The sequence below is a fragment of the Spirillospora sp. NPDC048819 genome (genome assembly GCF_040650055.1).
Lineage (GTDB): Bacteria > Actinomycetota > Actinomycetes > Streptosporangiales > Streptosporangiaceae > Spirillospora.
Window position 1 is genome coordinate 298,798 of record NZ_JBEZGN010000002.1, and the last position, 26,300, is coordinate 325,097.

The 26,300-nt window shown below is 72.7% G+C and carries 23 protein-coding genes; 10 read left to right on the top strand and 13 right to left on the bottom strand.

Going from position 1 to position 26,300, the window contains the following annotated elements; translation table 11 throughout:
- Positions 1–29: 29 nt before the first annotated feature.
- Both secD and AB0C35_RS04480 read right to left on the bottom strand, forming a co-directional pair.
- Entirely contained in the window at positions 30–2,309 is a 2,280-nt protein-coding gene (gene secD / locus AB0C35_RS04475) for a protein translocase subunit SecD (protein WP_358450445.1), read from the bottom strand.
- Between the two features lie 63 nt (positions 2,310–2,372).
- Entirely contained in the window at positions 2,373–2,792 is a 420-nt protein-coding gene (locus AB0C35_RS04480) for a hypothetical protein (RefSeq protein ID WP_358450447.1), read from the bottom strand.
- Positions 2,793–3,108: 316 nt separating this feature from the next.
- Between AB0C35_RS04480 and AB0C35_RS04485 the strand changes: the two genes are divergently transcribed.
- On the top strand, positions 3,109–3,783 hold the full coding sequence (locus AB0C35_RS04485) for a hypothetical protein (protein WP_358450449.1): 675 nt from the start codon (positions 3,109–3,111) through the stop codon (positions 3,781–3,783).
- Positions 3,784–3,906: 123 nt separating this feature from the next.
- Here the strand turns inward: AB0C35_RS04485 and AB0C35_RS04490 are convergent, their stop codons facing one another.
- The 3 genes from AB0C35_RS04490 to AB0C35_RS04500 form a co-directional block, all read right to left on the bottom strand.
- Entirely contained in the window at positions 3,907–5,295 is a 1,389-nt protein-coding gene (locus AB0C35_RS04490) for a glycine--tRNA ligase (protein WP_358450451.1), read from the bottom strand.
- A gap of 175 nt (positions 5,296–5,470) precedes the next feature.
- Entirely contained in the window at positions 5,471–6,787 is a 1,317-nt protein-coding gene (locus AB0C35_RS04495; RefSeq protein ID WP_358450453.1) for a DUF1906 domain-containing protein, read from the bottom strand.
- A 142-nt stretch (positions 6,788–6,929) separates the two neighbouring features.
- Positions 6,930–7,214, bottom strand: a complete 285-nt coding sequence (locus tag AB0C35_RS04500; protein ID WP_358450455.1) for an antibiotic biosynthesis monooxygenase family protein — start codon at positions 7,212–7,214, stop codon at positions 6,930–6,932.
- 78 nt (positions 7,215–7,292) lie between these two features.
- Between AB0C35_RS04500 and AB0C35_RS04505 the strand changes: the two genes are divergently transcribed.
- The 7 genes from AB0C35_RS04505 to AB0C35_RS04535 all read left to right on the top strand — a co-directional run bounded on the left by AB0C35_RS04505 (position 7,293) and on the right by AB0C35_RS04535 (position 13,010).
- Entirely contained in the window at positions 7,293–7,622 is a 330-nt protein-coding gene (locus tag AB0C35_RS04505; RefSeq protein WP_358450457.1) for a DUF6703 family protein, read from the top strand.
- 32 nt (positions 7,623–7,654) lie between these two features.
- The gene (locus AB0C35_RS04510) at positions 7,655–8,635 is read left to right on the top strand and encodes a metal ABC transporter substrate-binding protein (protein WP_358450459.1); all 981 of its coding nucleotides are present in this window, start codon (positions 7,655–7,657) and stop codon (positions 8,633–8,635) included.
- On the top strand, positions 8,632–9,381 hold the full coding sequence (locus tag AB0C35_RS04515) for a metal ABC transporter ATP-binding protein (RefSeq protein WP_358450461.1): 750 nt from the start codon (positions 8,632–8,634) through the stop codon (positions 9,379–9,381). The genes AB0C35_RS04510 and AB0C35_RS04515 overlap by 4 nt, the downstream gene beginning before the upstream one ends.
- A complete protein-coding gene (locus AB0C35_RS04520) occupies positions 9,378–10,283 on the top strand; it encodes a metal ABC transporter permease (RefSeq protein ID WP_358450463.1) in 906 nt (301 codons plus the stop codon). Before AB0C35_RS04515 ends, AB0C35_RS04520 begins: the two co-directional genes overlap by 4 nt.
- Positions 10,280–10,666: a transcriptional repressor gene (locus tag AB0C35_RS04525; RefSeq protein WP_358450465.1), complete on the top strand. Its 387-nt coding sequence runs from the start codon at positions 10,280–10,282 to the stop codon at positions 10,664–10,666. Before AB0C35_RS04520 ends, AB0C35_RS04525 begins: the two co-directional genes overlap by 4 nt.
- Before the next feature lie 179 nt (positions 10,667–10,845).
- On the top strand, positions 10,846–12,459 hold the full coding sequence (locus tag AB0C35_RS04530) for a M4 family metallopeptidase (protein WP_358450467.1): 1,614 nt from the start codon (positions 10,846–10,848) through the stop codon (positions 12,457–12,459).
- A 125-nt stretch (positions 12,460–12,584) separates the two neighbouring features.
- A complete protein-coding gene (locus tag AB0C35_RS04535; protein WP_358450469.1) occupies positions 12,585–13,010 on the top strand; it encodes an OsmC family protein in 426 nt (141 codons plus the stop codon).
- A 201-nt stretch (positions 13,011–13,211) separates the two neighbouring features.
- Here the strand turns inward: AB0C35_RS04535 and AB0C35_RS04540 are convergent, their stop codons facing one another.
- A complete protein-coding gene (locus AB0C35_RS04540; protein ID WP_358450471.1) occupies positions 13,212–14,018 on the bottom strand; it encodes an isoprenyl transferase in 807 nt (268 codons plus the stop codon).
- Positions 14,015–14,812: a DNA repair protein RecO gene (gene recO, locus AB0C35_RS04545; RefSeq protein WP_358450473.1), complete on the bottom strand. Its 798-nt coding sequence runs from the start codon at positions 14,810–14,812 to the stop codon at positions 14,015–14,017. Before recO ends, AB0C35_RS04540 begins: the two co-directional genes overlap by 4 nt.
- Before the next feature lie 311 nt (positions 14,813–15,123).
- On the opposite strand from recO, the gene AB0C35_RS04550 reads away from it, so the two are divergent.
- Positions 15,124–15,375 carry a protealysin inhibitor emfourin gene (locus AB0C35_RS04550; RefSeq protein ID WP_358450475.1) on the top strand — a complete coding sequence of 84 codons (252 nt, stop codon included), beginning with the start codon at positions 15,124–15,126 and terminating at the stop codon, positions 15,373–15,375.
- Between the two features lie 123 nt (positions 15,376–15,498).
- On the opposite strand, the gene leuA is transcribed toward AB0C35_RS04550, so the two are convergent.
- The 3 genes from leuA to AB0C35_RS04565 all read right to left on the bottom strand — a co-directional run bounded on the left by leuA (position 15,499) and on the right by AB0C35_RS04565 (position 18,846).
- Positions 15,499–17,211 (bottom strand): 2-isopropylmalate synthase, encoded by a 1,713-nt coding sequence (gene leuA, locus AB0C35_RS04555; RefSeq protein WP_358450477.1) that lies wholly within the window; start codon positions 17,209–17,211, stop codon positions 15,499–15,501.
- A 245-nt stretch (positions 17,212–17,456) separates the two neighbouring features.
- Positions 17,457–18,233 carry a dimethylargininase gene (gene ddaH / locus AB0C35_RS04560; RefSeq protein WP_358450479.1) on the bottom strand — a complete coding sequence of 259 codons (777 nt, stop codon included), beginning with the start codon at positions 18,231–18,233 and terminating at the stop codon, positions 17,457–17,459.
- A gap of 1 nt (position 18,234) precedes the next feature.
- Positions 18,235–18,846: a hypothetical protein gene (locus tag AB0C35_RS04565; protein ID WP_358450481.1), complete on the bottom strand. Its 612-nt coding sequence runs from the start codon at positions 18,844–18,846 to the stop codon at positions 18,235–18,237.
- Positions 18,847–18,946: 100 nt separating this feature from the next.
- Here AB0C35_RS04565 and AB0C35_RS04570 point away from each other — a divergent pair, with 100 nt between their 5' ends.
- Positions 18,947–19,723, top strand: coding sequence for a hypothetical protein (locus AB0C35_RS04570; protein WP_358450483.1), 777 nt, complete (start codon positions 18,947–18,949; stop codon positions 19,721–19,723).
- Here AB0C35_RS04570 and era read toward each other — a convergent pair.
- Genes era through AB0C35_RS04585 form a run of 3 tightly spaced genes read right to left on the bottom strand, consistent with a single transcriptional unit; the run spans position 19,714 to position 26,221 of the window.
- Positions 19,714–20,637, bottom strand: a complete 924-nt coding sequence (era, locus tag AB0C35_RS04575; RefSeq protein ID WP_358450485.1) for a GTPase Era — start codon at positions 20,635–20,637, stop codon at positions 19,714–19,716. The two genes, AB0C35_RS04570 and era, sit on opposite strands and share 10 nt — an antisense overlap.
- Before the next feature lie 43 nt (positions 20,638–20,680).
- Entirely contained in the window at positions 20,681–24,034 is a 3,354-nt protein-coding gene (locus tag AB0C35_RS04580; RefSeq protein WP_358450487.1) for a BTAD domain-containing putative transcriptional regulator, read from the bottom strand.
- Between the two features lie 54 nt (positions 24,035–24,088).
- On the bottom strand, positions 24,089–26,221 hold the full coding sequence (locus AB0C35_RS04585; RefSeq protein WP_358450489.1) for an MMPL family transporter: 2,133 nt from the start codon (positions 26,219–26,221) through the stop codon (positions 24,089–24,091).
- Positions 26,222–26,300: the final 79 nt, after the last annotated feature.

Genomic DNA, 26,300 nt, shown 5'->3' on the forward strand with positions numbered 1-26,300 from the left:
CATGCGACGCCGTGGGCCCACCGCTCGGGCTAGACGACCGCGCCCGAACTGTCGGACGTGCGGTGGACCGGCTTCTTCGGCTTGTCCTTCGGCTGCGGCGGCGGGGCCTTCGCGAAGCGCTCCAGGACGATCGCCATCGGCGTCGCGGTGAACACGCTGGAGTACGTCCCGACGACGATGCCGATCAGCAGCGCGATGGCGAAGTCCGTCAGCGAGTCACCGCCGAGGAAGGCCAGCGCACCCAGGATGAACAGCGCGCCCATACCGGTGTTGATCGTCCGCGGGACGGTCTGCAGGGTGCCCCGGTTCGCGATGTCGGCGAACCGGCCCTTGGGGTTGGAGCCCCACAGTTCCCGGACGCGGTCGAACACGACGACCGAGTCGTTCACCGAGTAACCGATGATCGTGAGCAGCGCGGCGAGGAAGACGCCGTCGATCGGTTTGCCGAGCCAGGCGAAGACGCCGGTGACGATCATGATGTCGTGGAACATCGCGACCACCGCGCCGGCCGCGAACGTCCAGCGGAACCTGATCGTCAGGTAGGCCAGCTGCGCGAGCAGGGCGAGGCCGAGGGCGATCAGCGCCTTCTGCCGCAGTTCGTCGCCGAGGCTGGGGCCGATCAGCTCGTCGCGTTCCTTGGTGGCCCCGCCGCCCTTCTCGGCCAGGGCCTCCTGGATGTTCTTCACGTCCGCGTTGGTGAGGTCGGAGGTCCGGACGGAGATGTCGTCCTCCCCCGAGGTCTGCACGATGGCCCGCGGGAATCCGGCGTCGGAGACGGCGGAGCGGGCGTCGTCGATGTCGACGGGACGGCTCGTGGAGTACTCGACGATGCGTCCGCCGGTGAACTCCACTCCGAAGTTGAGTCCCTGGATGAAGATCCCGGCCGCGGCGGCGACGATGGCGAACCCGGAGATGCCGAGCCAGAGCCGCCGGCGTTTCATCAGGTCGGGGCCGCTCTCCTCCAGCCACCGCCGGATGCGCCCGGCACCGCTGAGACCGCCCGCCCTGCCCTTGGTGAGCTTGGGGAAGCGCGCGGCGGCGGCGTCGGTGAGGACGCGGCTCACCAGCATCGCGGAGATGAGGGAGCCGATCACACCGATGGTGAGGGTGACACCGAAGCCCTTCACCGGCCCGGAGGCGAGGAAGAACAGCAGCGCGCCGGCGAGCAGCGTGGTGACGGCGGTGTCGGCGATCGCCGACCAGGCCTTGTTGAACCCGGTGGCCAGCGCCGTCCGCGCCCGGCGGCTCGGATGGTCGGATATCTCTTCTCGTGCGCGTTCGAAGGCGAGCACGTTCGCGTCGATCGCCATGCCGATGGCCAGGACGAACCCGGCCAGGCCGGGCAAGGTCAGCGTCGCTCCGATCGCGACGAGGGCGCCGTAGGAGATCAGCGCGTACCCGGCCAGCGCGACGGTCGCGAGCAGGCCGACGAGGCGGTAGACCGCGATGATGAACAGCCCGGTCAGGATGATGCCGATGACCGCGGCCTTGGCGCTGGCGTCGATCGCCTCGTCGCCCAGCGTCGGGCCGACCACCCGCTGCTCGATGATCTTCACGGGCACCGGGAGCGCGCCGCCCTCGATGAGGGCCGCGAGGTCCTTGGCCTCCTCGGGGCTGAAGTCCCCGGTGATCTGGGTCGATCCGCCGGTGATCCCGACGCCGCAGGGCACGCTCTGGGTGACCTGCGGTGAGGAGATCACCTTGCCGTCCAGGACGATCGCGATCCGCCGGTCGTCGCCGGTCGCGCAGGCGGCCTTGGCGGTCAGCTTCTCCCAGGTGGAGCCGCCTTTGCCCTTGAAGTCGACGTTGACGGCCCAGCCGCCGAGGTTCTGCGGATCGTAGGAGGCGCTCGCCTCGCCGATCCCCTCGCCGGTGAGCGCGGCGGGCCCGATGAGGATCTGCTGCCCGCTCTCGTCCGGGATGAGCTTCTGGCCCTTCTTCTCGTCGGGCTTGCCGGTGTTGACGAGCACCGGATGCGCGGTGAGCTGGGCGGTCTTGCCGATCGCCTCGGTCGCCCGGGTCGGGTCCTGGACGTCGGGCAGTTCGACGATGATCCGCCGGTCGCCGGACCGGGTGATCGACGACTCGGCCACGCCGAGGGCGTCGATGCGGCGGCGCAGCACTTCCAGGGCGCGGTCGGTGGACTCCCGGTCGGCCTTCACCGTCGGCGAGTTCTGCGTCTGGAGAACGATCTGGGTGCCGCCGCGCAGGTCGAGGCCGAGGCGGGCTTCTTGGGTAAAGGCGAAGTAGAAGGATGTGGCGAGCACGGCGAGTGCCAGTACCGCCCGCACCATGTTGGCGCGGTTCAAAGGGAGACCTCCACACGGGGATTCGGTGCCGCACCGGCAGGCGCGGAACCGCGGACGAAAGACTCAGACCCGTGTGGGCGCGGGCGGCGCGCGTCCGCGCGGCACGCCTTTCATCACACCCGGCGTGGTGCGGGCGGTGGCGGGGAGCCGCACGACGCGCGCGGCCGGCGGCCGGACGTCGATGCCGGGGGCGGGGAGCGTGGCCGGGGCGGGGTGGGCGTCGGGCGCGGCCGCCGCGACGACCTGCCGGGCCGCCACGGTGGTCACGGTCAGCGCCTGGCCGCCCGGCCGCGGCTTGGCGGACGTGCGGCTCCGGGTGGAGGTGTGCTCGGCCACCCAGGTCCGGACACCGGTGATCGTCCCGGTCGCGGACGTCCCGCCCTGCGTACCGGACCCGGCGGGCCCGGCCATGAACCCGAGGAACCCCAGGGCGACGACGAGCAGCCGCGCGAGGGGGAGGGACGGACGATGCAGTTCGCGCATCCCGCTCCTCCCTCGGCCCGTGGTCGTCGTTCCCGCCCACGATGCCGGTGCGGCGGCGAACGGTCCAGTCAAACTAACGCAGGTTCAGATTACGGGAGAGCGGTTCGCGTTTCGTCGTCGAAACACGGAGGCGACGCTCCGTCAAGTGACCCAGCGTGACAGTGCCGTTGCCCGGGCCGTCCCAGGGCCCGTACCAGCAGACACCGGCCGGTGTCCCAAACCGGCCAGGCCGCAATCGGCCTGGACCCATTGCCGGGGCCGCAAAAGCGAATTACTTTCGCGTACGCCCACCCCGAACCGGACAGAGGAGTATCCGGTGGCACGTATCAGACAGACCGCAATCATCGGGACCGCCGCCCTGGCCGTCCTCGCCGCGAGCGCCGTCCCCGCCGCGGCCGCGACCACGACCATCCGCGCGGGCTCGGCCACCGCGGCCGCCTACGGCGGCGCCGTCCAGGCGTCGCTGCTCGGCACCGCGACCGTCTCCACCTCGATCGGCAGCGGTTCCTGCGACGAGTCGGAGATGACCGGGTCCATCAACTCCGACGGCACGAACCTCACCATCGACGCCGCGTCCTTCACCGGCGCCGGCGGCGGACCCTGCTCAGGCAGCACCAGCTCCACGATCACCGCCATCGAGCTGCCCTGGACGGGCGGCAGCGTCGCCTACGACGCGAACCACACCAACGGCCGTGACGCCTCCGTCACCATCTCGAACTTCAAGGTCCGGGCCGTCGTGGACCTGTTCGGCGGCATCACCTGCGAGTTCGGCGGCACACTCACCGCCAACGGCTACAACGGCGACAACGCCTCACGTCCCGACACGGGCAACGGCGAGGCGCAGGTCGGCGTGCAGGGAGCCGAAGTCAGCAAGACCGGCGGAAGCTTCTTCTGCCCGGGAACCGCCACGGTCACCGCCACCTACGAACTGCTCGGCGAGAGCTCCGCCGGGTCCGGCACGTTCGACCAGTCCCTCTACGTGACGGGCTGACGCTCCCAGAAGGAACGCTCCCGAGAAGAACGCCCCCGACAGTGGACATGCTCCCAGAGGTGCTCCCATGAAGCGGGCCGCCCCCCAAGCCGGGGGGCGGCCCGTAGCGGTGTCCGCGCGGCGTCAGCAGCCGACGAGCTGCGCGGCGAGGAACGCCTCGACCTGGCTCAGCCCGATGCGCTCCTGGCTCATCGTGTCGCGCTCCCGTATGGTCACCGCGTCGTCGTCCAGGGTGTCGAAGTCGACGGTGACGCAGAACGGCGTGCCGATCTCGTCCTGGCGGCGGTAGCGGCGGCCGATGGCGCCCGCGTCGTCGAAGTCGACGTTCCAGTTGCGGCGCAGCTGCGCGGCGAGGTCGCGGGCCTTCGGCGACAGGTCGGCGTTGCGCGACAGCGGCAGCACCGCGACCTTGACCGGGGCGAGCCGGCGGTCGAGCCGCATGACCGTGCGCTTCTCCAGCTTGCCCTTGGCGTTGGGCGCCTCGTCCTCGGCGTAGGCGTCCATCATGAACGTCAGCGTGCAGCGGTCGACGCCCGCCGCCGGCTCGATCACGTAGGGGACGTAGCGCTCACCGGACTCCTGGTCGAAGAACGACAGGTCGGCGCCGGACGCCTTGGAGTGCGTCGACAGGTCGTAGTCGGTGCGGTTGGCGACGCCCTCCAGCTCGCCCCACTCGCCGCCGACGAAGTCGAACTTGTACTCCACGTCGACGGTGCGCTTGGAGTAGTGCGACAGCTTCTCCTGCGGGTGCTCGTACAGCCGGAGGTTGTCCTTGCGGATGCCGAGGTCGACGTACCACTGCAGGCGCTCGTCGATCCAGTACTGGTGCCAGTCCTCGTCGCTGCCGGGCTTGACGAAGAACTCCATCTCCATCTGCTCGAACTCGCGGGTCCGGAAGATGAAGTTGCCGGGCGTGATCTCGTTGCGGAACGACTTGCCGATCTGCCCGATGCCGAACGGCACCTTGCGGCGCGCGGACTGCTGGACGTTCAGGTAGTTGATGAAGATGCCCTGCGCCGTCTCGGGACGCAGGTAGGCCAGGCCCGACTCGTCCTCGACGGGGCCGAGGTAGGTCTTGAGGAGGCCGTTGAACATCTTCGGCTCGGTGAACGACCCCTTGACGCCGCAGTTCGGGCAGCCGACGTCGGCCAGGCCGTTCGCCGGCGGGCGGCCGTGCTTCTCCTCGTAGGCCTCCTCCAGGTGGTCGGCCCGGAAGCGCTTGTGGCAGGACTGGCACTCGGTGAGCGGGTCGACGAACGCCTGGACGTGGCCGCTGGCCTCCCAGACCTCGCGCGCCAGGATGACGCACGAGTCGATGCCGACGACGTCGTCACGGCCCTGCACCATGGACTTCCACCACTGGCGCTTGACGTTGTTCTTCAGCTCGACGCCGAGCGGCCCGTAGTCCCAGGACGCGCGGAGCCCGCCGTAGATCTCGCTCGACGGGTAGACCAGGCCCCGCCGTTTGGCGAGGTTGACGATCGTGTCCAGCACATCGGAACGGCGTGCCATGAAAGATTCTCCATCCGGCTGGCGGTCGGCGGGACAGTGAGTGCGCCCCGGTCCCGCGACGGCGGCGGGCGGCGGCGAGTGTGATCCCCGGTGATGGTGCCCTGCGGCGCGGCCTTTCGCCGGCGCACGCGAGCATCCCCAGCTTAGGGCACCTTAGCGGCTGGTAGGTGAAGGCTCAGTAGACGCGGCCGTCGACGATGTTGCTGTCGATGGTGAGGGTCACGCCGCCGTGCTGCTCCCTGTGGTCGCCCCGGTACTGCTTGATGCGGCGGTGCGGGTGCCACCAGTGGTCCGGGATGTAGCGGTCTCCGTACACCTCGGCCTTGCCGTTCCAGTGGGCGAACCAGATGGCGACGGGCTTGCTGATCCCGGTGGCGCGGCCCACGTCGCGGATGCCGGACTTGACGCTGCTGTAGAGGCAGGGCGTGTACCCGACCTTTTTCAGCTTGCGGACCCAGTTGTCCACGAACCGCAGGACGGCGTCCCTGCAGCGGGGTTTCCCGATGTCGTACGCCTCCATGTCGAGGTAGATCGGCGCACCCTCGGGGATGCCGAGCGCCTTGGCCTTGCGGGCGGCGTCCACCGCGGCCTTCCGGCCCTGCTTCGCGGCGTTCTTGGCGGTGAAGCGCTGCGGACGGCTGCCGCAGGGGGCCTGCAGGCCGACGTAGGTGGGCGTGATGCGGTAGCCCATCTCGCGGACCTCGCGCACCCACGCCCTGGTGAGGTTGGGCTGCGCGCAGCCGCGGGCCGCGCCGCCGATGTAGATGTTGGTGACCTCGAACGAGGGCCGCCACGCATTCATGGTCGCCAGGGACGGGGCCGTGCAGGTGTCGAAGCCCTTGCCCCGCACCCATTTCTTGTCCTGGGCGGTGGGTGCGGTCGCCTCGGGCGGGACGGGTGTCTCGCGCCTGAAGTCCGTCCTGGACGGCTCGGGCGGGTGCGGCCCGGCGGACCATTTCTTGGTCACCTGGGCTCCGCGCAGCACCCGCTGGAGCCGCGCGGGGTCCGTCCCGTACACGCCGGTGATCGTCACGCCGGCCCTGGGGAGCGCGAGGCTCATCTCGTGGTCGACGGTCGGCGTGATCCTGAGCGTGGCGAGCTCGTCGCCGCGCACGGCGGTCCGCGACGCCGGGTCGACGCCGGCGGGCTGGACGTGGACGGCCTCGGTGCGGCCGACGATGCGGGCCGGGCAGTCGGGCTGCGGTCCCGGGCGGCCGAGGTAGATGGCGCGCCGGTCGTAGCGGACGCAGCGGGCCGGGTCCTGGTCGAGCCGGTGGACCTCCCATCCGGCCGGGACGGGGATGCGCAGCCCCCGGTACTCGACGACGCGGGGGCCGCGCGGCCCGGCCGCGTTCCCCGCCGGCGCGGCGTGACGGGTCAGCGCGGGCGCCGGTCCGGGCGCGGGCCGCGCGGCCGCCGTCCCTAGAACGGCGAGGACGGGCGTGGCCGCCACCCCGCAAAGGACGGTGCCGAACAGGGCGACATGGCGCATCTTCTCCCCCGGAAGGCCACAGGATCCCCCGGGCGGTCGTCTCCCGGAGGGCCACTGCATGATCGTGACGCGGCAAAGATGACCTTGGCCGGGGAGGTGAAACCGGGACGGACGCTTCTTGCCGCATCCTTGACCCGCGGGATCAGGCCGAGCTGACGACCTCGTAGGCGCCGGGTTCGTCCACGGCCATGGCGGCCAAGGGCATGAACAGCAGCCGCACCTCGTACACGCCGAGCGCGCGGCGGTAGTGCCCGGCGCCGTCCCATTCGGTGACCAGGGCCCACAGCCCCGGGTCGTCGACGGTCCTGCCGAGCCGGCCGGAGCGGAAGCCGGGGCTCGCCGACAGCGCGTTCAGCACGGCGGTCATGTCCTCGGCGAAGCCGCCGGAGTCCTCGGCCGGCACCCGGTACCGGGTTATCGCGATCATCGGTCAATCCTGGCAGTGAATCCGCCGTGACGCGTCCGGCCGTCCCTGCGGCGAAGCGGGTTCGGTTACGTTGGGCACGTGAATGCGCGAGGTGAGCGGCCCGGAGCACAGGGCACCGGGAGCGGCGGGATGCGCACGGCGGTCGAGCGGTGGAGCGCGGCGCCGGTGGTGTTCCTGCACCGGCTTCCGCGGTGGACGCTGCTCGTGGCGGTGTTCCTGCTGCTGGTGATCGGCATGGCCGGGAGCGGCTGGGTGGCGGCCGCCGGGCTGCTGGTGCTGGCGGCGGTGCTGGCCTGGTTCGGCTACCTGAACTGGCCCGTGCTCGACGGTTCGGGAAGAATCCTGCGGGTCGTCGCGCTGGTGGTTCTGGTGGGATTCGCGGTGGGACGCGCCCTTGAGCGGTTTTGACAACCATTTTCATCTTCGTCCATAATCGCGATGTGCCCCGCTTCGGTGACCTCCCCCGCCCGCGTCGCCGGCAGCGTCGCCGGCCCGGCGCCCTCCCCGCGACGGCGCTGGCCCTCGCCGGGCTGGCGGCGGCGCTGACGGGCTGCGCCGACCCGGACGCCGGCGTCCCGCCCGGCAAGACCGTCGTGATCGCGTCGTTCTACCCGGTGGCCTGGCTGGCCGGGGAGGTCGGCGGTGACGACGTCTTCGTGCGGACGCTCACCCAACCCGGGGCCGAGCCGCACGACCTGGAACTGACCGCCCGGCAGGTCGCGAACGTCGTGGACGCCGACTTCGCCGTCTACGTCGGGGGCGTCCAGCCGGCCGTGGACGAGGCCGTCCGGCGCCATGCCGAGGGCAAGTCCCTCGACGCCGCGAGTGTGGTGAAGACGCTGCCGCCGCCGGACGAGACCGACGACGAAGAGGCGCACGACGGCGTCCGGCACGAAGAGGCGGACTACGATCCGCACATCTGGCTCGACCCGAGCCGCATGGCCGCGGTCGCGACCGCCCTCGGCGACCGGCTCGCGGCCGCCGATCCCGCCCACGCGTCCGGCCACCGGGAGCGCGCCCGATCCACCGCCGCCGCGCTGACCGCCCTCGACCGCGCGTTCCGCGGCGGCCTGCGGACCTGCGAGCGGCGGGAGATCATCACCGCGCACGCCGCGTTCGGCTACTTGGCCGACCGCTACGGGCTGCGGCAGATCGCGGTCGCCGGCGTCGACCCGGCCGCCGAGCCCTCCCCGCGGCGGATGGCCGACCTGACGCGGCGGGTCTCCTCCACCGGCGCGACCACGGTCTTCACCGAGACGCTGGTCAGCCCGAAGGTCGCCGAGGCCCTGGCCCGGGAGGCGGGCGTGCGGACCGCCGTGCTGGACCCGATCGAGGGCATCGAGGACGGCTCACCCGACGACTACATGACGATCATGCAGCGGAACCTGCGGACGCTGCGTCCCGCGCTGGAGTGCACATGAAGGACCGGCCGAACCTCCCGCCATCCGCGGCGCCCACCGCGGCGCCGTTCACGGTGGACGGCGCGTTCGTCCGGCGCGACGGCCGCGACGTCCTCGCCGGCATCGACCTGCGGGTCGACTCCGGCGACGTGCTCGCCGTCCTCGGGCCGAACGGCGCGGGCAAGTCCACGCTGGTCAAGGCGCTGCTCGGGCTCGTCCCCCTGTCGGCCGGCCGGACCGAGATCTACGGCGAGCCGCCCGCCCGGTTCCGCGCCTGGAAGCGGATCGGGTACGTCCCGCAGCGGCTGCCGATGGGCGGCGGCGTGCCGGCGACCGTCCGGGAGGTCGTGGCGTCCGGGCGGGTGGCCCGGACGTCCCGGTGGCGGCCCGCGCTGTTCAACGACCGGGCCGCCGACCGGGCGGCCGTGGACCGCGCCCTGAAGACGGTGGGCCTCACCGGCCACGCGCGCGACTCGGCGCACCTGCTGTCGGGCGGGGAGCAGCAGCGGGTGCTGATCGCCCGCGCCCTCGCCGGCGAACCGGACGTGTTCGTGATGGACGAGCCCACCGCGGGCGTGGACGCGCGCAGCCAGGCCGCGCTCGCGTCGGCGCTGCACGAGCTGGCCGGCGCCGGGCGCACCGTGGTCCTGGTGACGCACGAGCCGGGCCCGCTGGAGCCGCTCATCACCCGCACGCTCGAACTGGGGCAAGGCCGGATCGTCCGCGAGAGCACGGTGGAGAGCACCGCGATGGGGAGGCCCGCGTGAGCGAGATGCTGCAGTACGACTACATGCGCATCGCCCTGGCCATGGCGGTGCTCATCGGGCTGGCCGCCCCGGCCGTGGGAACGTTCCTCGTCCAGCGCAAGCTGTCGCTGCTCGGCGACGGCATCGGGCACATCGCGCTGACCGGCATCGGGCTGGGACTGCTCACGAGCACCTCCCCCGTCCTCGGCGCGCTGGTGGTGTCGGTCCTCGGCGCGGTGGCGATCGAGGTCCTGCGCGCCCGCAGCCGCAGCGGCGCCGACGTCGCGCTCGCCCTGCTGTTCTACGGCGGGCTCGCCGGCGGCGTGATCCTCACCAGCGCGAACGGCGGCAGCGGGACGAGCCTGCACGCGTACCTGTTCGGCTCGATCACCAGCGTGACCGCCACCGACCTGTACATGATCGCGGGGCTGGCCGCCGCGGTGCTCGGCATCGTCGCGCTGTTCGGCCGCGAGCTGTTCCTGCTGTGCCAGGACGAGGAGGTGGCGCGGGCGGCCGGGCTGCCCGTCCGGTTCCTCAGCGTGCTGATCGCCGCGACCGCCGCGGTCACCGTCGTGATCTCGATGCGCGCGATCGGGCTGCTCCTGGTCAGCGCCCTGATGATCGTTCCGGTGGCGGCGGCGCAGCAGCTCACCCGCGGATTCCGGGGGACGATGCTGGTGGCGATGGCGGCCGGTGTACTGTCGGCCGTGTCGGGCCTGGCGGGCTCCTTCCAGTACGATCTGCCCCCGGGCCCCTCGATCGTGCTGCTGGCGCTCGCGCTGTTCATGGCCGCGGTCGCCGGGGGCTCGGTGGTGCGTCGCAGGCGTGCGCGGTCCGCCACGGCCGGGGACACCGTCCCCGCCACGGCCGGGTCCGGCGCCGAGACGCGGGTGGACGCCGAGGCGGAGGTGCTACGGGGATGACGACGGCCCGCCGGAACGCGGTTCGGCAGGTGCTGGCCGGCTGCGAGGGCTTCCGCAGCGCTCAGGACATCTACGCCGACCTGCGCGCGGACGGCTCCAAGATCGGCCTCACCACGGTGTACCGGGCGCTGCAGGCGCTCAGCGACGCCGGCGAGGTCGACGTCCTGCGCACCGACGAGGGCGAGGCCGTGTACCGCGCCTGCCGCACCGAGGAGCACCACCATCACCTCGTCTGCCGCGACTGCGGCCGGACGGTGGAGGTCGAGGGCCCGGCCGTCGAGCGGTGGGCGGACGCCATCGCCGCCGAGCACGGTTTCGCCGACATAACGCACACGGTCGAGGTGTTCGGCACCTGCGCCGAGTGCACCGCGAAGCGCCGCTGACACGGTCTTTCGCGACATCGGGCGCGAAACAAGGCGCGTAGTTCACACGCGCTGTAGGCAATCCTTGGCAAATTGCCATATCTACTTCCGAGTAGCCCTATGTCATAAATGTCCCCGTCGCCACGGCAGGCCCGACCCCGGGCCCCGGGGGTGCGTGGCGCCCGCACGAGAGGGCGTTCATGACAAGACGGGCGTTCACCAGCCGAAGGATCGTGCTCCTGGCCTCGGCGACCTTGCTCGCGACCGCCGGCACCACAGTGCCCGCGTCCGCGGGGCAGGCACCGTCCCCACCCGACCCGCGCAAGGCCGCGGAGCGTGCGCTCGGCGCGCTCACCGCCCGCGGCGCCGAGCAGAGCGGCGGGGACGGGCAGGCGTTCAAGGTCGTCCGGGTCACGATGGACCGCGACGGCACCTCCCACACCCGGATGGTCCGCACCTACAAGAACCTGCCGGTGCTGGGCGGCGACATCGTCGTCCACCAGAGCGCGTCCGGCGCGTGGCGCGGCAGCAGCGGCACCCTCGCCAAGGCGCCGGCCGACTCCCGCCCGGAGGTCCCCGCCAAGACCGCCGAGAAGCGCGCCGTCACCAAGAAGCGCAAGGCCGAAGGCTCCCCCGAACTCGTCGTCGAGGCCCGCACGGCCGACCACAAGCCCCGCCTCGCCTGGAGGGTCCAGACCGTCGGCAGGCAGGCCGACGGGACGCCCAGCCGCATCCTCACGTCCGTGGACGCCGCCACAGGCAAGATCCTCCTGCGCGAGGAGACCATCCACACCGAGGCGGGCGACGGCAAGTCCCTCTACACCGGGACCGTCCCGCTGGAGACGACGGCGTCCGGCGGCGCCTTCCAGCTGAAGGACCCGGCCCGCGGCAACACCTACACCGGGGACGCCGAGAACGAGACCGACCTCTGCTTCCTCATCTGGTGCTTCTACCGGGCCCCGGCGACGCTGTTCACCGACGCCGACAACCACTGGGGCAGCGGCACCACCGCCGACCGCGCCACCGTCGCCGTCGACGCGCAGTTCGGCACCGCCATGACGTGGGACTTCTACAAGAACGTCTTCGGCCGCAACGGCATCGCCGACGACGGCAAGGGATCGTTCAACCGCGTCCACTACGGCGACGGCTACGCCAACGCGTTCTGGGACCCCTCGTGCTTCTGCATGACGTACGGCGACGGTGACGGCGTCAACCTCGGCCCGCTCACGTCCCTGGACGTGGCCGCGCACGAGATGAGCCACGGCGTGACCACCTCCACCGCGAACCTCACCTACAGCGGCGAGTCCGGCGGGCTCAACGAGGCGACGTCCGACATCATGGCCGCCGCCGTCGAGTTCTACGCGAACAACACCGCCGACGTGGGCGACTACCTGGTCGGCGAGAAGATCGTCCTGCCCGGCTTCGGCAGCCTCGCCCTGCGCTTCATGGACAGGCCGAGCAGGGACGGCAACTCCGCCGACTCCTGGTCGTCCAACACCAAGAACCTCGACGTGCACTACTCGTCGGGCGTCGGCAACCACTTCTTCTACCTGCTGGCCGAGGGCAGCGGCGCGAAGACCATCAACGGCGTCTCCTATGACAGCCCCACGTCCAACGGCTCCACGATCACCGGCATCGGCCGGGACGCCGCCGTCCAGATCTGGTACCGGGCGCTGACCACGTACATGACGTCCTCGACCAACTACCAGGGCGCGCGCACCGCGACCCTGAACGCGGCCACGGACCTCTACGGCGCGGGCAGCACCCAGTACAACACGGTGGCCGCCGCCTGGTCCGCCGTGAACGTCAACTAGCCCCCGAGGGCCAGAGCCCCTGTTCCGGGGAAGGGAAGCCCCGCGTCCGCGGCCGATCTGACACGCGGACGCGGGGCTTCCCGGGGTCGTGACCCGGCCGGGTCCGGCCATGGGAGGATCGGGGCATGGCTACGACACGTACCGCAAACGCGCACTGGGAAGGGCCGCTCACCAGCGGCCAGGGGACCGTCTCGCTGGACTCCTCGAAGCTCGGCACCTACGACGTGACCTGGGCATCGCGGTCCGAGGAGCCGGGCGGGAAGACGAGCCCGGAGGAGCTCATCGCCGCCGCGCACTCCACCTGCTACTCGATGGCGCTCTCGCACGCCCTCGCCGGCGCGGGGACGCCGCCGGAGAAGGTGGACACCAAGGCCGAGGTCACCTTCCAGCCCGGTGAGGGCATCACCGGCATCCACCTGACCGTCCGGGCCGGCGTGCCCGGCCTGTCCCCGGCCGACTTCGAGAAGGCCGCCCAGGACGCCAAGACCAACTGCCCCGTCAGCAAGGCCCTCACCGGCACCAACATCACCCTCGACGCCGCGCTCGTTTAGCAGTTCCCTTGGCGGTCGGGCCCTGAAGGCCCTCCCTTCGGCGGGAACTGCGGGTGCGATCGCTGCATCGCTCCGGCTCGCCTTGCGGCTCGCTGCGCGATCAGGTTTCTCGCTTCGCTGGAAACCTGCCTTCGGACGCGATCGCGACTGTTGGGGTCGTCGCGGGGTTGCGGCGATGGCTGAGGTCGCGGGTCAGGGGGTTCAGGCGCCTTGGGGCGTCTGGGCCCCCACGGGGGCGTTGGGGACTGCGCCGCCGTATCTGCGGTCTCTCGAGGCGTACAGTTCGCACGCGTGCCAGAGGTGGCGGCGGTCGAAGTCCGGCCAGAGCGTGTCGAGGAAGACCATCTCCGCGTACGCCGACTGCCAGATCAGGAAGTTGGACGTGCGCTGCTCCCCCGACGAGCGCAGGAACAGGTCCACGTCCGGGATGCCGGGCTCGTCCAGGTAGCGGGCGAAGACCTTCTCGGTGATCTTGTCGGGGTTGAGCCTGCCGTCGCGGACGTCCCTGGCGATCGCCGCCGCCGCGTCCGCGATCTCGGCGCGGCCGCCGTAGTTCACGCAGAACTGCAGGGTGAGGACGTCGTTGTGGCGCGTCATCTCCTCGGCCGTCTCCAGCTCCTTGATGACGCTGCGCCACAGCCGCGGCCGCCGGCCCGCCCACCGGACCCGGACGCCCATCGAGTGGAGCTGGTCGCGGCGGCGGCGGATCACGTCCCGGTTGAAGCCCATGAGGAAGCGCACCTCGTCCGGCGAGCGCTTCCAGTTCTCGGTGGAGAACGCGTACGCCGACAGGTAGGGGACGCCGAGCTCGATCGCCCCCATGATGACGTCGAAGAGCGAGTCCTCGCCGCGCTTGTGCCCTTCGGTGCGCGGCAGCCCGCGCTCCTTGGCCCACCGGCCGTTGCCGTCCATGACGATGGCGACGTGCCGCGGCACCAGGTCCGCGGGGATCGGGGGCGGCGCGGCACCGTCCCGATGCGGATCCGGCGGCGATACGGCCCTGCTCACACTCTCTCCCTGGTGGTGTCGTCCCCGGTGGTCCGGGTGTCCGCGGCGTCTTCGTTGGACCCCGTGTCGCGCTCGACATGGCGCAGGGACCGGATCCCGTGCTCCAGATGCCACTGGAGGTAGGCGGCCACCAGGCCGCTGGTCTCCATCCGGTGGCGCTGCTCGCTGCCGTCGGCGTACTCCCAGTCGCCGCGCAGCAGCGCCAGCATCAGCGCGAACGTCGGCGGGGCGGGGGTCGCGGCGCCCGGCCGGCGGCAGTTCGCGCAGACCGCGCCGCCCGCCGCGATCGCGAACCCGCGCAGCCCGCCGCGGGTGCCGCAGCGGCAGCACTCGTCGAGCGCGGGGGCCCAGCCCGCGACCGACAGCGAGCGCAGCAGGAACGCGTCGAGGACGAGCCGCGGGTCATGGGTGCGTTCGGCGAGCGTGCGCAGCCCGCCGACCAGGAGCAGGAACTGCCGCAGCGCGGGCTCGCCCTCCTCGGCCGTGAGCCTCTCCGCGGTCTCTAGCATCGCCGTCCCCGCCGTGTAGCGGGGATAGTCGGTGACCAGCGCCTCCCCGTACGGGCGCAGCGTCTCGGCCTGCGTGATCAGGTCGAGGGAGCGCCGCTCGTACAGTTGGAGGTCCACGTGGGTGAACGGCTCCAGCCGCGCCCCGAAGCGGGACCTGGTCTTGCGGACCCCCTTCGCGGCGGCGCGGATCCGGCCGGTGCGCCGGGTCAGCACCGTCACGATGCGGTCGGCCTCGCCCAGCTTCTGGGTGCGCAGGACGATGCCTTCATCGCGGTAAAGGGTCACCCGTTCATTCTGACGCACGCCACCCGATGCCTCGGTGCCACGGCGGGCATCTGCCCAGGATCTCCGCAACTCCCCCGGACGGTAGCACTACGCTGGATAACAATTACATACCGTGACCGGATTCGGCCGTAGTGTCCTGCCGAAAGTTGTGGCTCGAACCACTCGAAGCTGGCAGCGTTGTGCCATGAGATTCCACATCGTGCCGCCGCACATGCTGGAGCGCATCGCCCGTGACGAGGAACCGCCCGGCCGGACCGCGGTCCGGGCTCGCACGGGAGGAGATGTCCCCATGGAGGCGAACGGATAGCGAAGTGAGAGTGAAAGTCGTCCGCAGCGGAGGATTCGCGGGGATCGAACGCCGCGCCGAGTCCGACAGCGCCAGCGACCCCATGCTGGCAAGGCTCGTCGGCCGCGTCGACCTGAACACGGTCCCGCCGCCGGGCCGAATCCCCGACCAGTTCCTGTACGAAATCGACATCGACGGCGACCGGACCACCGTCGGCGAGGCCCAGCTCCACGGCCCCCTCCGCGAACTGGTCCACCACGTCCTGGGCCGCGCCTGATCGCTGAGCGGCCCCCCGGCCGTGCGGCGCTGCCCTCTCCGCTCGCCGCGGGGACGCGCCGCGCCGGACCCGGGCGCCGCGGGCACCGGTGATGCCCGGGCGCCCCCGGTCGGGCTCGGGCGCTCAGCTGCCCTGCGCGCGGGCGACCCGGTTCACCGCGGACAGGATCGCCTTGAGGGACGCGGTGACGATGTTGCCGTCGATGCCCACGCCCCACACGGACGTGCCGTCCACGTCGCACTCGACGTAGGCGGCTGCGCGCGCGTCGCCGCCCGCGCTCATCGCATGCTCGGCGTAGTCCAGGACGTGGACGTTGACGCCGACCGTGGCGAGGGCGTCCTCGAACGCTGAGACGGGGCCGTTGCCGACGCCCTCGATCTCGCGGATCTCGCCGTCGACGCGAATGTCGCAGCTGATCGCGTCCTTCTCGTCCACCCGCGAGGTCGTGCGGTGCGCCAGCAGCCCGGCGCGCGGACCGCCCGTGAGGAACTCGCTCTGGAAGATGTCCCACATGCGCTCGGCGGTGACCTCGCCGCCCTCGCTGTCGGTGTGCTCCTGGACGACGCGGGAGAACTCGATCTGCAGCCGGCGCGGCAGCTCCAGAGAGTGCTCGGTCTTCATGATGTAGGAGACGCCGCCCTTGCCGGACTGGCTGTTGACCCGGATCACGGCCTCGTAGGTGCGGCCGACGTCGTGCGGGTCGATCGGCAGGTACGGGACCTCCCAGCGGTGCTCGGCGACCGGCACCCCGGCGGCCTCGGCGTCCACGCCCAGGTGGGCGAAGCCCTTGTTGATGGCGTCCTGGTGGGAACCGGAGAACGCGGTGTAGACCAGGTCGCCGCCGTAGGGGTGGCGCTCGTGGACGGGCAGCTGGTTGCAGTACTCGACCGTCCGGCGGATCTCGTCGATGTCGGAGAAGTCGATCTGCGGGTCGACGCCCTGGGTGAACAGGTTCAGGCCCAGCGTGACCAGGCAGACGTTGCCGGTGCGCTCGCCGTTGCCGAACAGGCAGCCCTCGATGCGGTCGGCGCCCGCCATGTAGCCCAGCTCGGCGGCGGCGACGGCGGTGCCGCGGTCGTTGTGCGGGTGCAGCGACAGGATGACGGAGTCCCGGTGGGCCAGGTTCCGGTTCATCCACTCGATCTGGTCGGCGTACACGTTCGGCGTGGCCATCTCGACCGTCGCCGGCAGGTTGACGATGACCTTCTTGTCCGGGGTGGGCTTCCACACGTCGTTGACGGCGTTGCAGACCTCGACGGCGTACTCCAGCTCGGTGCCGGTGAACGACTCGGGCGAGTACTGGAAGAAGATCTCGGTGTCGCCCATGTCCTCGGCGAGCTTGGCGCACAGCTTGGCGCCCTCGACGGCGATCGCGGTGATGCCTTCGCGGTCCTGCTCGAACACCACGCGGCGCTGGAGCGTGCTGGTGGAGTTGTACAGGTGGACGATCGCCCGCTTCGCGCCGCGCACCGACTCGAAGGTCCGCTCGATCAGCTCCGGGCGGGCCTGCGTCAGCACCTGGATCACGACGTCATCGGGGACGCGGTCCTCTTCGATGATCTGCCGGACGAAGTCGTAGTCGGTCTGGCTCGCGGCCGGGAAGCCGACCTCGATCTCCTTGTAGCCCATCCGTACCAGCAGCTCGAACATCCGCAGCTTGCGGTCGGCGTCCATCGGGTCGATCAGGGCCTGGTTGCCGTCCCGCAGGTCGACCGCGCACCAGCGCGGCGCCTCGGTGATGACCGCGTCCGGCCAGGTCCGGTCGGTGATCTTGATCGGGGCGAAGGGACGGTAGCGCTGGACGGGCATACCGGAGGACTGCTGTTGCGGATACATCCGAATGAGAACCTTCTGCTCGAACCTCGCGGCCGACATGCACGACGCAGTCCCGCAGCGAGGGAGCCGGCCTGTTTACTGGCCCCCGCTGCGGCCGCTAAGGAGGAGCAGCTCACGCAACACGTTCGCCAAGTTAACAGATGCCATCCGTGTTACGGAAACCGACGTCCGGATGCTGAGACAACGGGGACCTCTTCCGTCTCAGGGGAACGCCGCCGCGCGCCGGTGAAATTCCCGGCGCCCGGTCAGGGGACGAGGACGGACAGGCAGGTCACGCAGCCGTCGAGCGCCTCGAACTCGCTGATGTCCACGCTCGTGACGCGCAGCCCGTCGGCGGCGAGGCCGGCCGCGGTGCGCGGCGCGGACGCCGACATCAGGACGTGGCCGGGCCCGATCACCACCACGTGGGCGCCCGCCGGCTCCCGCGGGACCCGCAGGCACGGCAGCACCGCGGTGTCCACCATCTCCGGCACGCCGATCAGCCCGCCGTCCGGCAGCGCCGTCATCGCCGACTTCAGGTGCAGGCAGCCGCGGACGTCCACCGGGACGACCTTGCGCCCGCCCAGCAGATGGGCGAGCTGGCAGATGCCCTCCTCGTTCGTCCGGGCGCCGCGCCCCACGTACACGGTGTCGCCGACCTGCAGCACGTCACCGCCGTCCAGGGTGCCCGGCTCCTTGATCCGCTCGACCCGCAGGCCGAGCTCGCGCGCCGCCTGCTCCGCGCCCGGCAGCTCGCCCCTGCGGCGCCTCTCGCCGGACCGGGCGACGACGGCGACGTCGCCGCAGACGACCAGCGCGTCCTCGACGAACGCGGCGTCGGGCTGGTCGTCGGCGGCCGCGACGGCCCGCACCCGCCAGCCGGCCGACCGCAGCGCCTCGACGTAGGCCTCGTGCTGGCGCGCGGCGAGCGCGGCGTCCACGGGGCGGCGGGAGGCATGGGTGACGATCCCCTCGGCCAGCCGCGGGCCGGGGGGCCGGACCAGCGCCCTCCCGGGGGCGTCCCTGCCGGCGACGGGGCCCATGTCAGCGGGACGCTCCCTCGGTGGTCACGATCACGCCGAGCGCGTAGGCGGGGGACATGCCGAGCAGGTCCGCGATGCCGTGCAGTTCCTGCCGCTCCCCGTCGCCGAGCGGGCCGTCCGCCAGCCCGATCCGGACGGCCTGCGCGAGGAACCACTCCTTGGCCTCCACGGCGAGATGGGCCCCGGCCCGGACGATCTCCCGCTCCAGGAACGTGCGGCGCAGCGCGAGGTCGGCGTTCACGGCCGTCCCGTCGAACTCGGGCTCGCCGTAGCCGACCACCGTGTCGATGGCGCGTGCGCGGGCCACCGGGTCGGCGGGGTCGCCGGCGCGCAGCACCAGGGCCGCCGCCGCGCGCATGCCCGTGGCGAGGGCCTCGGCCATCTGCTCGGCGGTCGGCGTCCGCAGCGCCGAGACGGGGAAGCGGCCGCGGCACGTCCGGCACTCCACGGCCTGCCCGAGCCGCCAGAGCGGCACCAGCGGGACGAAGAACATCGAGAACCAGCGGCGTCCGGCGCGCCTGCGGAAGGCACGGTCGCCCCCGCAGTTCGGGCAGTGGAACGTCCCTTCGCCGACGGTACGGAACACCGCCGTCAGGCCGAAAACGAGCAACACCGCGGTTCTCCTCCCATAACGGACTTCGTTCCAAACTACCGATCCATGCGCCCCGACGTGGCCGTACGGGCAATGCCGTTCCTGCATTTACGCTGGGTCCATGACCGGTGACCTGGGTTCCGAGGCGGGCCGCGAGCGGTCGCGCCCGTCCTTCCTGCCGCCCGTCGACGGCTACCCGCCGCCCCCGGACGGCGCCTGGGAACCCGCCCCCGACGCGACGGCCGGGCAGCCGCGGCACGGCGCCGCCTGGACCTTCTCCACGATCGTCGCGGCGGCGGCGCTGCTGGTGTCGGCGTTCCTGCCGTGGGCGCACGCGCAGATCATCATCGAGCTGTTCGGGCGGCCGATCGGCCGCGACCTCGGGAGCCTGGCGGGCATCGACGCCGACACCATGGTCGTCGCCGTCCCGGTGCTGGCGGTGGCCGCGATCGCGCTGGCCTTCTGGGACCTGATCGGACGGGACGCGCGGATCGGCGCGCTCGCCGCGATCCCCGGGACGCTCGCCCTGCTCGTCTGCGGGGTCTTCGTCCTGCGGCTCGACGACGTCGGCGACAATCTGCCCCGGACCGGCCTCGACTTCGGCTACCAGATCACCGTCCGCTACGGCTGGTACCTGACCGTCGTCACGGCCCTGCTGGTGGTCGCGTTCAGCCTGGCCCGGCCCGTCGCCGAGCGGGTGTCCAAGCCCCGGCGGGGGCCGGATGTGAACGAGGGGCGATCCCCGTACGCCGATGAGCAGTACGGCGGCCAGTGGCAGTACACCGACGAGCGGTACGCGGCCGACCCGTACGCCGTCTGGCCGGAGGAAGACCAGGCGTGGGGCCGCCGGGACCGGGACGCGCCGGCCGGGGACGACCCCGGAAGGGATCAGTCGTAGAACCCGAGCCGGCGGAGCTGCTTGGGGTCGCGCTGCCAGTCCTTGAGGACGCTGACGCGCAGGTCGAGGAAGACCCTGGTGCCGAGCAGCGCCTCGATCTGCCGCCGTGCCGCCGCGCCCACCTCGCGGAGCCGCGACCCCTTGTGCCCGATGATGATGCCCTTCTGGCTGGAGCGCTCGACGAACAGGTGCGCGTAGATGTCGACGAGGTCGTCGCGGCCTTCCCGCGGGACCATCTCGTCCACCACCACGGCGATCGAGTGGGGCAGCTCGTCGCGGACGCCCTCCAGCGCGGCCTCGCGGATCAGTTCGCCGACGAGGAGCTGTTCGGGCTCGTCGGTGAGGTCGTCCTCCGGGTAGAGCGGCATGCCGCCCGGCAGGTGGGAGATCAGCAGGTCGCCGACCAGGCCGACCTGGAAGCCGGTTTCGGCGGAGCACGGCACGATGTCGGCGAACTCGCCGAGCCGGCCGACCGCGAGGAGCTGCTCGGCCACCCGCTCGGGCGGGGCGAGGTCGGTCTTGGTCACGATCGCGACGACCGGGGTCTTCTTCACGGCCGCGAGCTCCCGGGCGATGTACTTGTCGCCGGGCCCGACGGGCTGGTCGGCGGGGACGCAGAACCCGATCGCGTCCACCTCGGTGAGCGTGGACCGGACGAGGCTGTCGAGCCGTTCGCCCAGCAGCGTCTTGGGCTTGTGGAGGCCAGGCGTGTCGACGACGACGAGCTGCGCGTCCGGCCGGTGCACGATCCCGCGGATGGCCCGCCGCGTCGTCTGCGGGCGGCTGCTGGTGATCGCCACCTTGGTCCCGACCAGGGCGTTCATCAGGGTCGACTTGCCGACGTTGGGCCGCCCGATGAAACAGGCGAACCCCGACCGATACCCCTCGCGCGTCCCGCTCTCCACCGTCGTCACCCACCAATTGTCGCCTACCCGGCCGGGCGGACGGCACGTCCTCTCACGCGGCGGGGTTGCCGAGGGCGGTGAGGGCCTCCCGCGCATGGGCGGTCCATACGGGGGCGGCGAGGATCCCGGCCACCTCGGCGGCCGTCCGGTAGTGGGCGGCGGCGGTCTGGGCGGGGCGGCCCAGGAAGACGGCCAGGTCGCCGAGAGTCTGGGCGACGGGCCCGGTCGTCGCGACGGCGGTGGCGCCGCCGGTGACGTGGCGTTCGTAGGGCAGCAGGGCCGTGTAGACCTCGGCGGCCAGTTCGCGGTCGCCGAGCGCGATGGCGCGGCGGCCCCGGATGGACATGGCGAGGTCGAAGAAGTAGTCGCGGCGGACGGGGCCCGCGCCGGCCACCGCCCGGCGGGCCTCGGCGGTGCGGCCGCGGGCGATCAGCGAGAGGGCGAGGATGTCGGCGGTCGCGGCGACGTGCGGCCACTGCTCGTGCAGCCAGGCGGCCTCGTCCAGCATCTCGCCGGCCCTGCCCTGGACGAGGCGCAGGCAGAAGACGCCGAAGAAGGCCATGCCGCGCTCGCTGCTCCAGATGCCCGTCCGGCCGATGGACTCGCCGACCTCGACGTAGGCGCGTTCGGCCTGCTCGTAGCGGGCCTCGAAGGCATGGACGAGGCCGTCGTACCAGCGTGCGATCAGGCCGAGGAGCGGCAGCCCGTACTGGTCGGCGAGCCGGCTGCCCTCCCGCAGATGGCGCTGGGCCTCGTCGAGGTCGAGCGCGGCGACGGACACCTGCTGGAGCTGGAGGTGCGCCAGGACGGTGTAGGCGCCGAGGTCGTTCCGGGTGGCGAGGTCGAGGAGTTCGGCGGCGAGCCGCCGCCGCTCGCCGAGGCCGTCCGCGGTCCGGTAGGCGTTGAGGTAGCGGCCGTTGAGCGCGACCGCGAGCAGTTCGGGGACGCCCAGCTCGCGGGCCGTCGCCACCGCCTCGTCGGCCGCGACGGCGCCGCGGTCGTCCTGCCCGCCCTCCATTTCGATCGCGAGGCTGGTGAGCAGGCGGACGCGCAGTTCGTCCTCGTCGCCGGGAAGCCCCGCGAGGGCCTCGTCGGTGGCGTCGATGACGTCGCGGTCGACGGTCCCGTACTCGCGGCTGGTCCAGAGCGTGGGGACGTCGAAGCTGACGATGACGCGGGCGAGGAGCCGGACGTCGCCGAACGTGCGGGCCTCGGCGATGGCGCGCAGCCGCCGGGCCCGGGCCTTGACGACGTCGCCGGCGAGCCCGGACGCCCGGATCGCGGCGACCTCGGTCTCCAGCCGTTCACGGGTCCCGGCGGGGCCGGCGGCGCGCAGCGTCTCGGCGGCCCGCACCCACAGGTCGGCGGCCAGGCGGTGGGCGAAGCGCGCCTCGGCGGCCTCCGCGGCCAGCCTCGCGTACCGGACGGCCTTGGCCGGGTCCGCGCCCGATTCGAAGTAGTGGTGGGCGATCGCGGCGACCTCGTCGGGAGTGTGCCGTTCGAGCGCGGCGGCGACGCGGCCGTGCAGCCGGGTGCGGCGGGCCCGCGAGATCCCGTCGTAGAGGGTGTCGCGGACGAGGGCGTGCGCGAACCGCATCCGGCCGGGCGCGGGCTCGGTGACCAGGCCGCTGCCGAGACCGGCCTCGACGGCGTCGATCACCGTGTCCTCGTCCCCGGCCAGGTCGGTCAGGACGTCCAGGCCGGCGTCGCGGCCGATGACGGCCGCATCGCGCAGGACGGTCTGGACCGGCCCGGGCAGCCGGGCGATGCGGCGGCGCAGCACGTCCCCGACCCCGGCGGGCACCCGCCGCGTCGCGGCGGGCAGGCCCTCGGCGTCCAGGAGCCGGGCGGTCTCCCGGGTGAAGAACGGGTTGCCGCCGGTCCGCTCGGCGATCGCGGACAGTTCCGCGTCGCCGACGCCGGTGGCGCAGGTGCCGCGGACGAGGGTCGCGACCTCGGCCGCCGACAGCCCGCCGAGTTCGATCCGCGCCGGCTCGTACCGGGCGAGGGCGGCCAGCGCCGCCGCGAGCCTCTCGGGGACCTCCGTCTGGCGGAACGTGGCCACCAGCAGGACGGGACCGTCCCGCAGCCGCCCGGCGAGGCGGATGAGGAGGGCGAGGGTCTCCTCGTCCGCCCAGTGCAGATCGTCCAGGACGAGCAGGAGCGGCGCCGTGTCCGCGACGCCGGTGAGGTAGTCGCCGACGGCCAGGTGGAGCCGGAACCGGCCCGTGCTGACGTCGGCGCCGCCGGGTCCGGTGACGGCGTCGTCCAGCAGCGGCCCGAGGCGGCCGGCGAGTTCGGCGGCGGGCGGCGCGGCGGCGGCCAGCCCGCGCAGCAGTTCGGCCCAGGGCCAGGCTGCGGGTGCTCCCCCGGTCTCCGGCGCCCGGCCCCACGCGCACGTCCAGCCGCGCTCGGCGAGGCCGCGCGCGAACCGTTCGGCGAGCGCCGTCTTGCCCATGCCCGCGTCGCCGCCGACGAGGACTACGCCGCCTCGCCCTTTGGCTGCGTCTGCGGCCGCGTCGTCCAGCCGGGCGAGTTCCTCGACGCGTCCCACGAAGGCGGGCTGCTCCTGCGCGGGGTCGGGCGCCAGCCGCAGGACGGGACGCCCGCGGCGGGACTCGGCCTCGCCCAGGTCGGGCGACTGGGTCAGGATGTCGGTTTCGAGGCGGCGCAGAGCCGGGCCGGGGTCGACGCCGAGTTCCTCGGCGAGGGTCGCGCGGGCGCGGCGGAGGGCGGCGAGCGCGTCGCCCTGCCGCCCGGCGCGGTAGAGGGCCAGGGCCAGCAGCCGCCACGCCTCCTCGCGCAGCGGGTTCGCGGCGGCGTGGGCCTCCAGGTCGGGGACGGCCTCGGCGGCGGACGCGAGCAGCCGGCCCCCGCCCTTCAGCATCGCCTCGGCGCGACGCTCGACGGCGAGGCGGCGGCGCTCGTCCAGCCGGGCGGCCTCGGCGGCGGCCCACGGCAGGCCGGCGAACTCTGCGTAGGCGGGGCCGCGCCACTCGGCGAGCGCCGCCTCCGCGCGGCGGCGGGCCTCGGGCGGGTCGGCCTCCAGCAGCCCGGCGGCCTCGTCGATCAGCGCGTCGAACCGCCACGCGTCGACGCTCGTGTCCGGCAGCCGGAGGGCGTACCCCGGCGGCTCGGTGACCAGGATCCGCGCCGGCGTGCGCGGCGGGCGGCCCGGTTCGAGGGCGCGGCGCAGGTGGGACACGAACGACTGGAGGCCGGCGGCGGCGCGGGGCGGGGCCGTCCCCGCCCACAGGTCGTCGACGAGCCGGTCGGCCGTCACCATCGCGCCCCGCGCGGCGACGAGCCGCGCGAGGACGGAGCGCTGCCGTGGACCGCCGAGGTCGGCGGGCTCCCCCGCCACCTCGGCTCCGAAGGCCCCGAGAACGCGTACGACAGGCGGCATGTCCCGATCAGCCTAACCGGGACATGCCGGACTGCCGCGGTCACTCCCCCGCCGTCACACCCGGCCGAGTTCCGGCTCCCGCTCGGCCACCGCCGCGGGCTCGGCTCCGCCGTGCGCGCCGATGTCCGGAAGGACGCGCGCGAGGGGCCGCGGCAGCCACCAGTTCGCCCGTCCGAGCAGCGACATCGTGGCGGGCACCAGCACCAGCCGGACGACCGTCGCGTCCAGCGCCACCGCGACCGCGAGCCCCACCCCCATCTGCTTGATCACCAGTCCGGGGTCCGCGGCGAACCCGAGGAACACCGCCACCATGATCAGCGCCGCGCTGGAGATGACCCGCCCGGTCGCCGCGAGGCCGATGGACACCGAGCCGCGCGCGTCGCCGCTGCGCAGCCACTCCTCCCTGACCCGCGACAGCAGGAAGACCTCGTAGTCCATCGACACGCCGAACAGGACCGCGAACATCAGCAGCAGGATGAAGCTCGACACCGGGACGCTGTGCGGGAGCCCGAGCGCCTCCGCGCCCCATCCCCACTGGAACACGGCCGTGAGCACCCCGTACGCGGCGCCGATCGACAGCAGGTTCATCACCGCCGCCTTCAGCGGCGCCAGCAGCGACCTGAACACGAGCATCAGCATGATGAACGAGGTGGCGACGACCACGCCGATCACGGGCCACAGCCGCTCCGACAGCATCCGGGACAGGTCCACGTACGCCGCGGTCAGCCCGGTGATCTCCGCGCCCGGCGGCAGCACGTCCGCGCGGATCCGGTCGACGAGCCCCGTCACCCGCTCGTCCTGCGGCCCGTACTCAGGCGTGACCATGATCACTGCGGCGTCCCGCCCGGGGGACGGCACGGGCTCGGCGACGGCCGTGACGCCGGCGGTCCCGGCGAGCGAGTCCCGCAGGCCGGGCAGGGCGCCGGGGTCCACCTTCGTCAGGTCGACCGCGACGACCAGCGGCCCGTTGGCGCCGTCCCCGTACCCCTCGGCGACCAGGTCGTAGGCCTGCCGGACGGTGTTGGACGTCGGCTGGCTGCTGGAGTCGCTCGGCCACGTGCGCATGCCGAGCGCGGGCGCGGCCAGCGCGAGCATCAGCACGGACGCGGCCAGCAGCCACGGCCACGGGTGCCGCCCGACGTGCTCGGCCCACCGCCGGATCCGCGGCGACTCCACCGTGATCTTCGCGCCTGCGGCCCGGTCGCGGCGGCGCAGCACCCGGCGCCCGGCCAGGCCCAGCACCGCCGGAAGCAGCGTGACCGCGCTCAGCACCGTCGCCGCGACGACGAGCCCGGTGGTGAAGCCCATCGTCATGAAGACCGGGATCCGCGACAGCACCAGCCCGCACAGCGCCAGCAGCACCGTGGAACCCGCGAAGATCACCGACTGGCCGGCGGTCGCGTTCGCGCGTCCCACCGACTCGGGGACGCTGAGCCCCGCGGCCATGCCCTCCCGGTGCCGGGTCAGGATGAACAGGGCGTAGTCGATGCCGACGCCCAGCCCGACCATGGTGGCCAGCGTCGGCGCCGTGGTCGCCACATCGGTGAACGCCGCCAGCAGCGTGATCCCCGACACCCCGGCGCCGAGCCCGGCGAGCGCCACCACCAGCGGCAGCCCCGCCGCCACGACCGACCCGAAGGCCAGCAGCAGGATCACCAGCGCCGCCCCGACCCCGATCGCCTCGGCGACACCGCCCGGCGCCGTGACGTTCTCCGGCACCTGGCCGCCGAACTCCACCTGGTAGCCCGCCGCGTCCAGGTTCCGCGTCGCCGACTCCAGCAGGTCGAGCGTCGGCTTCGGCTCCAGGTCCGTCACCGGCACCGAGTACCGGACGGTCATCAGCGCCGTCGCCCCGTCCGGGCTCGGCCGCGCCGGCTCGACCACGCTGACGTGCGGCAGCTCACGCAGTTCCCCCGCCGCCTGCGCCAGCGCCGCCCGGTCGACCGTCCCTGACTCCGCGTGCACCACGACCCTGGCGTCCGCGCCCGACAACGCGGGGAAGCGCTCCTCCAGCAGGTCGGTGGCCTCCTGCGACCCCGTCCCCTCAAGCGTGTAGTTGTCGTGCAGGGCACCGCCGGCGACGCCCGCAAGACCGGCCACCGCCGCGACGAGCACCGCCCAGACGACGATGAACCGCCACGGGCGCAAGGCCGCGGCCCTGCCCAGGCGGTAAAGCAATCGGGACATCATTTCTCCCCCAGAACGGCGTTGTCCGACGTTCCGAGCATCACGCGCGCCCCTTGCCGCCCACTTGGCAGTGACTTGC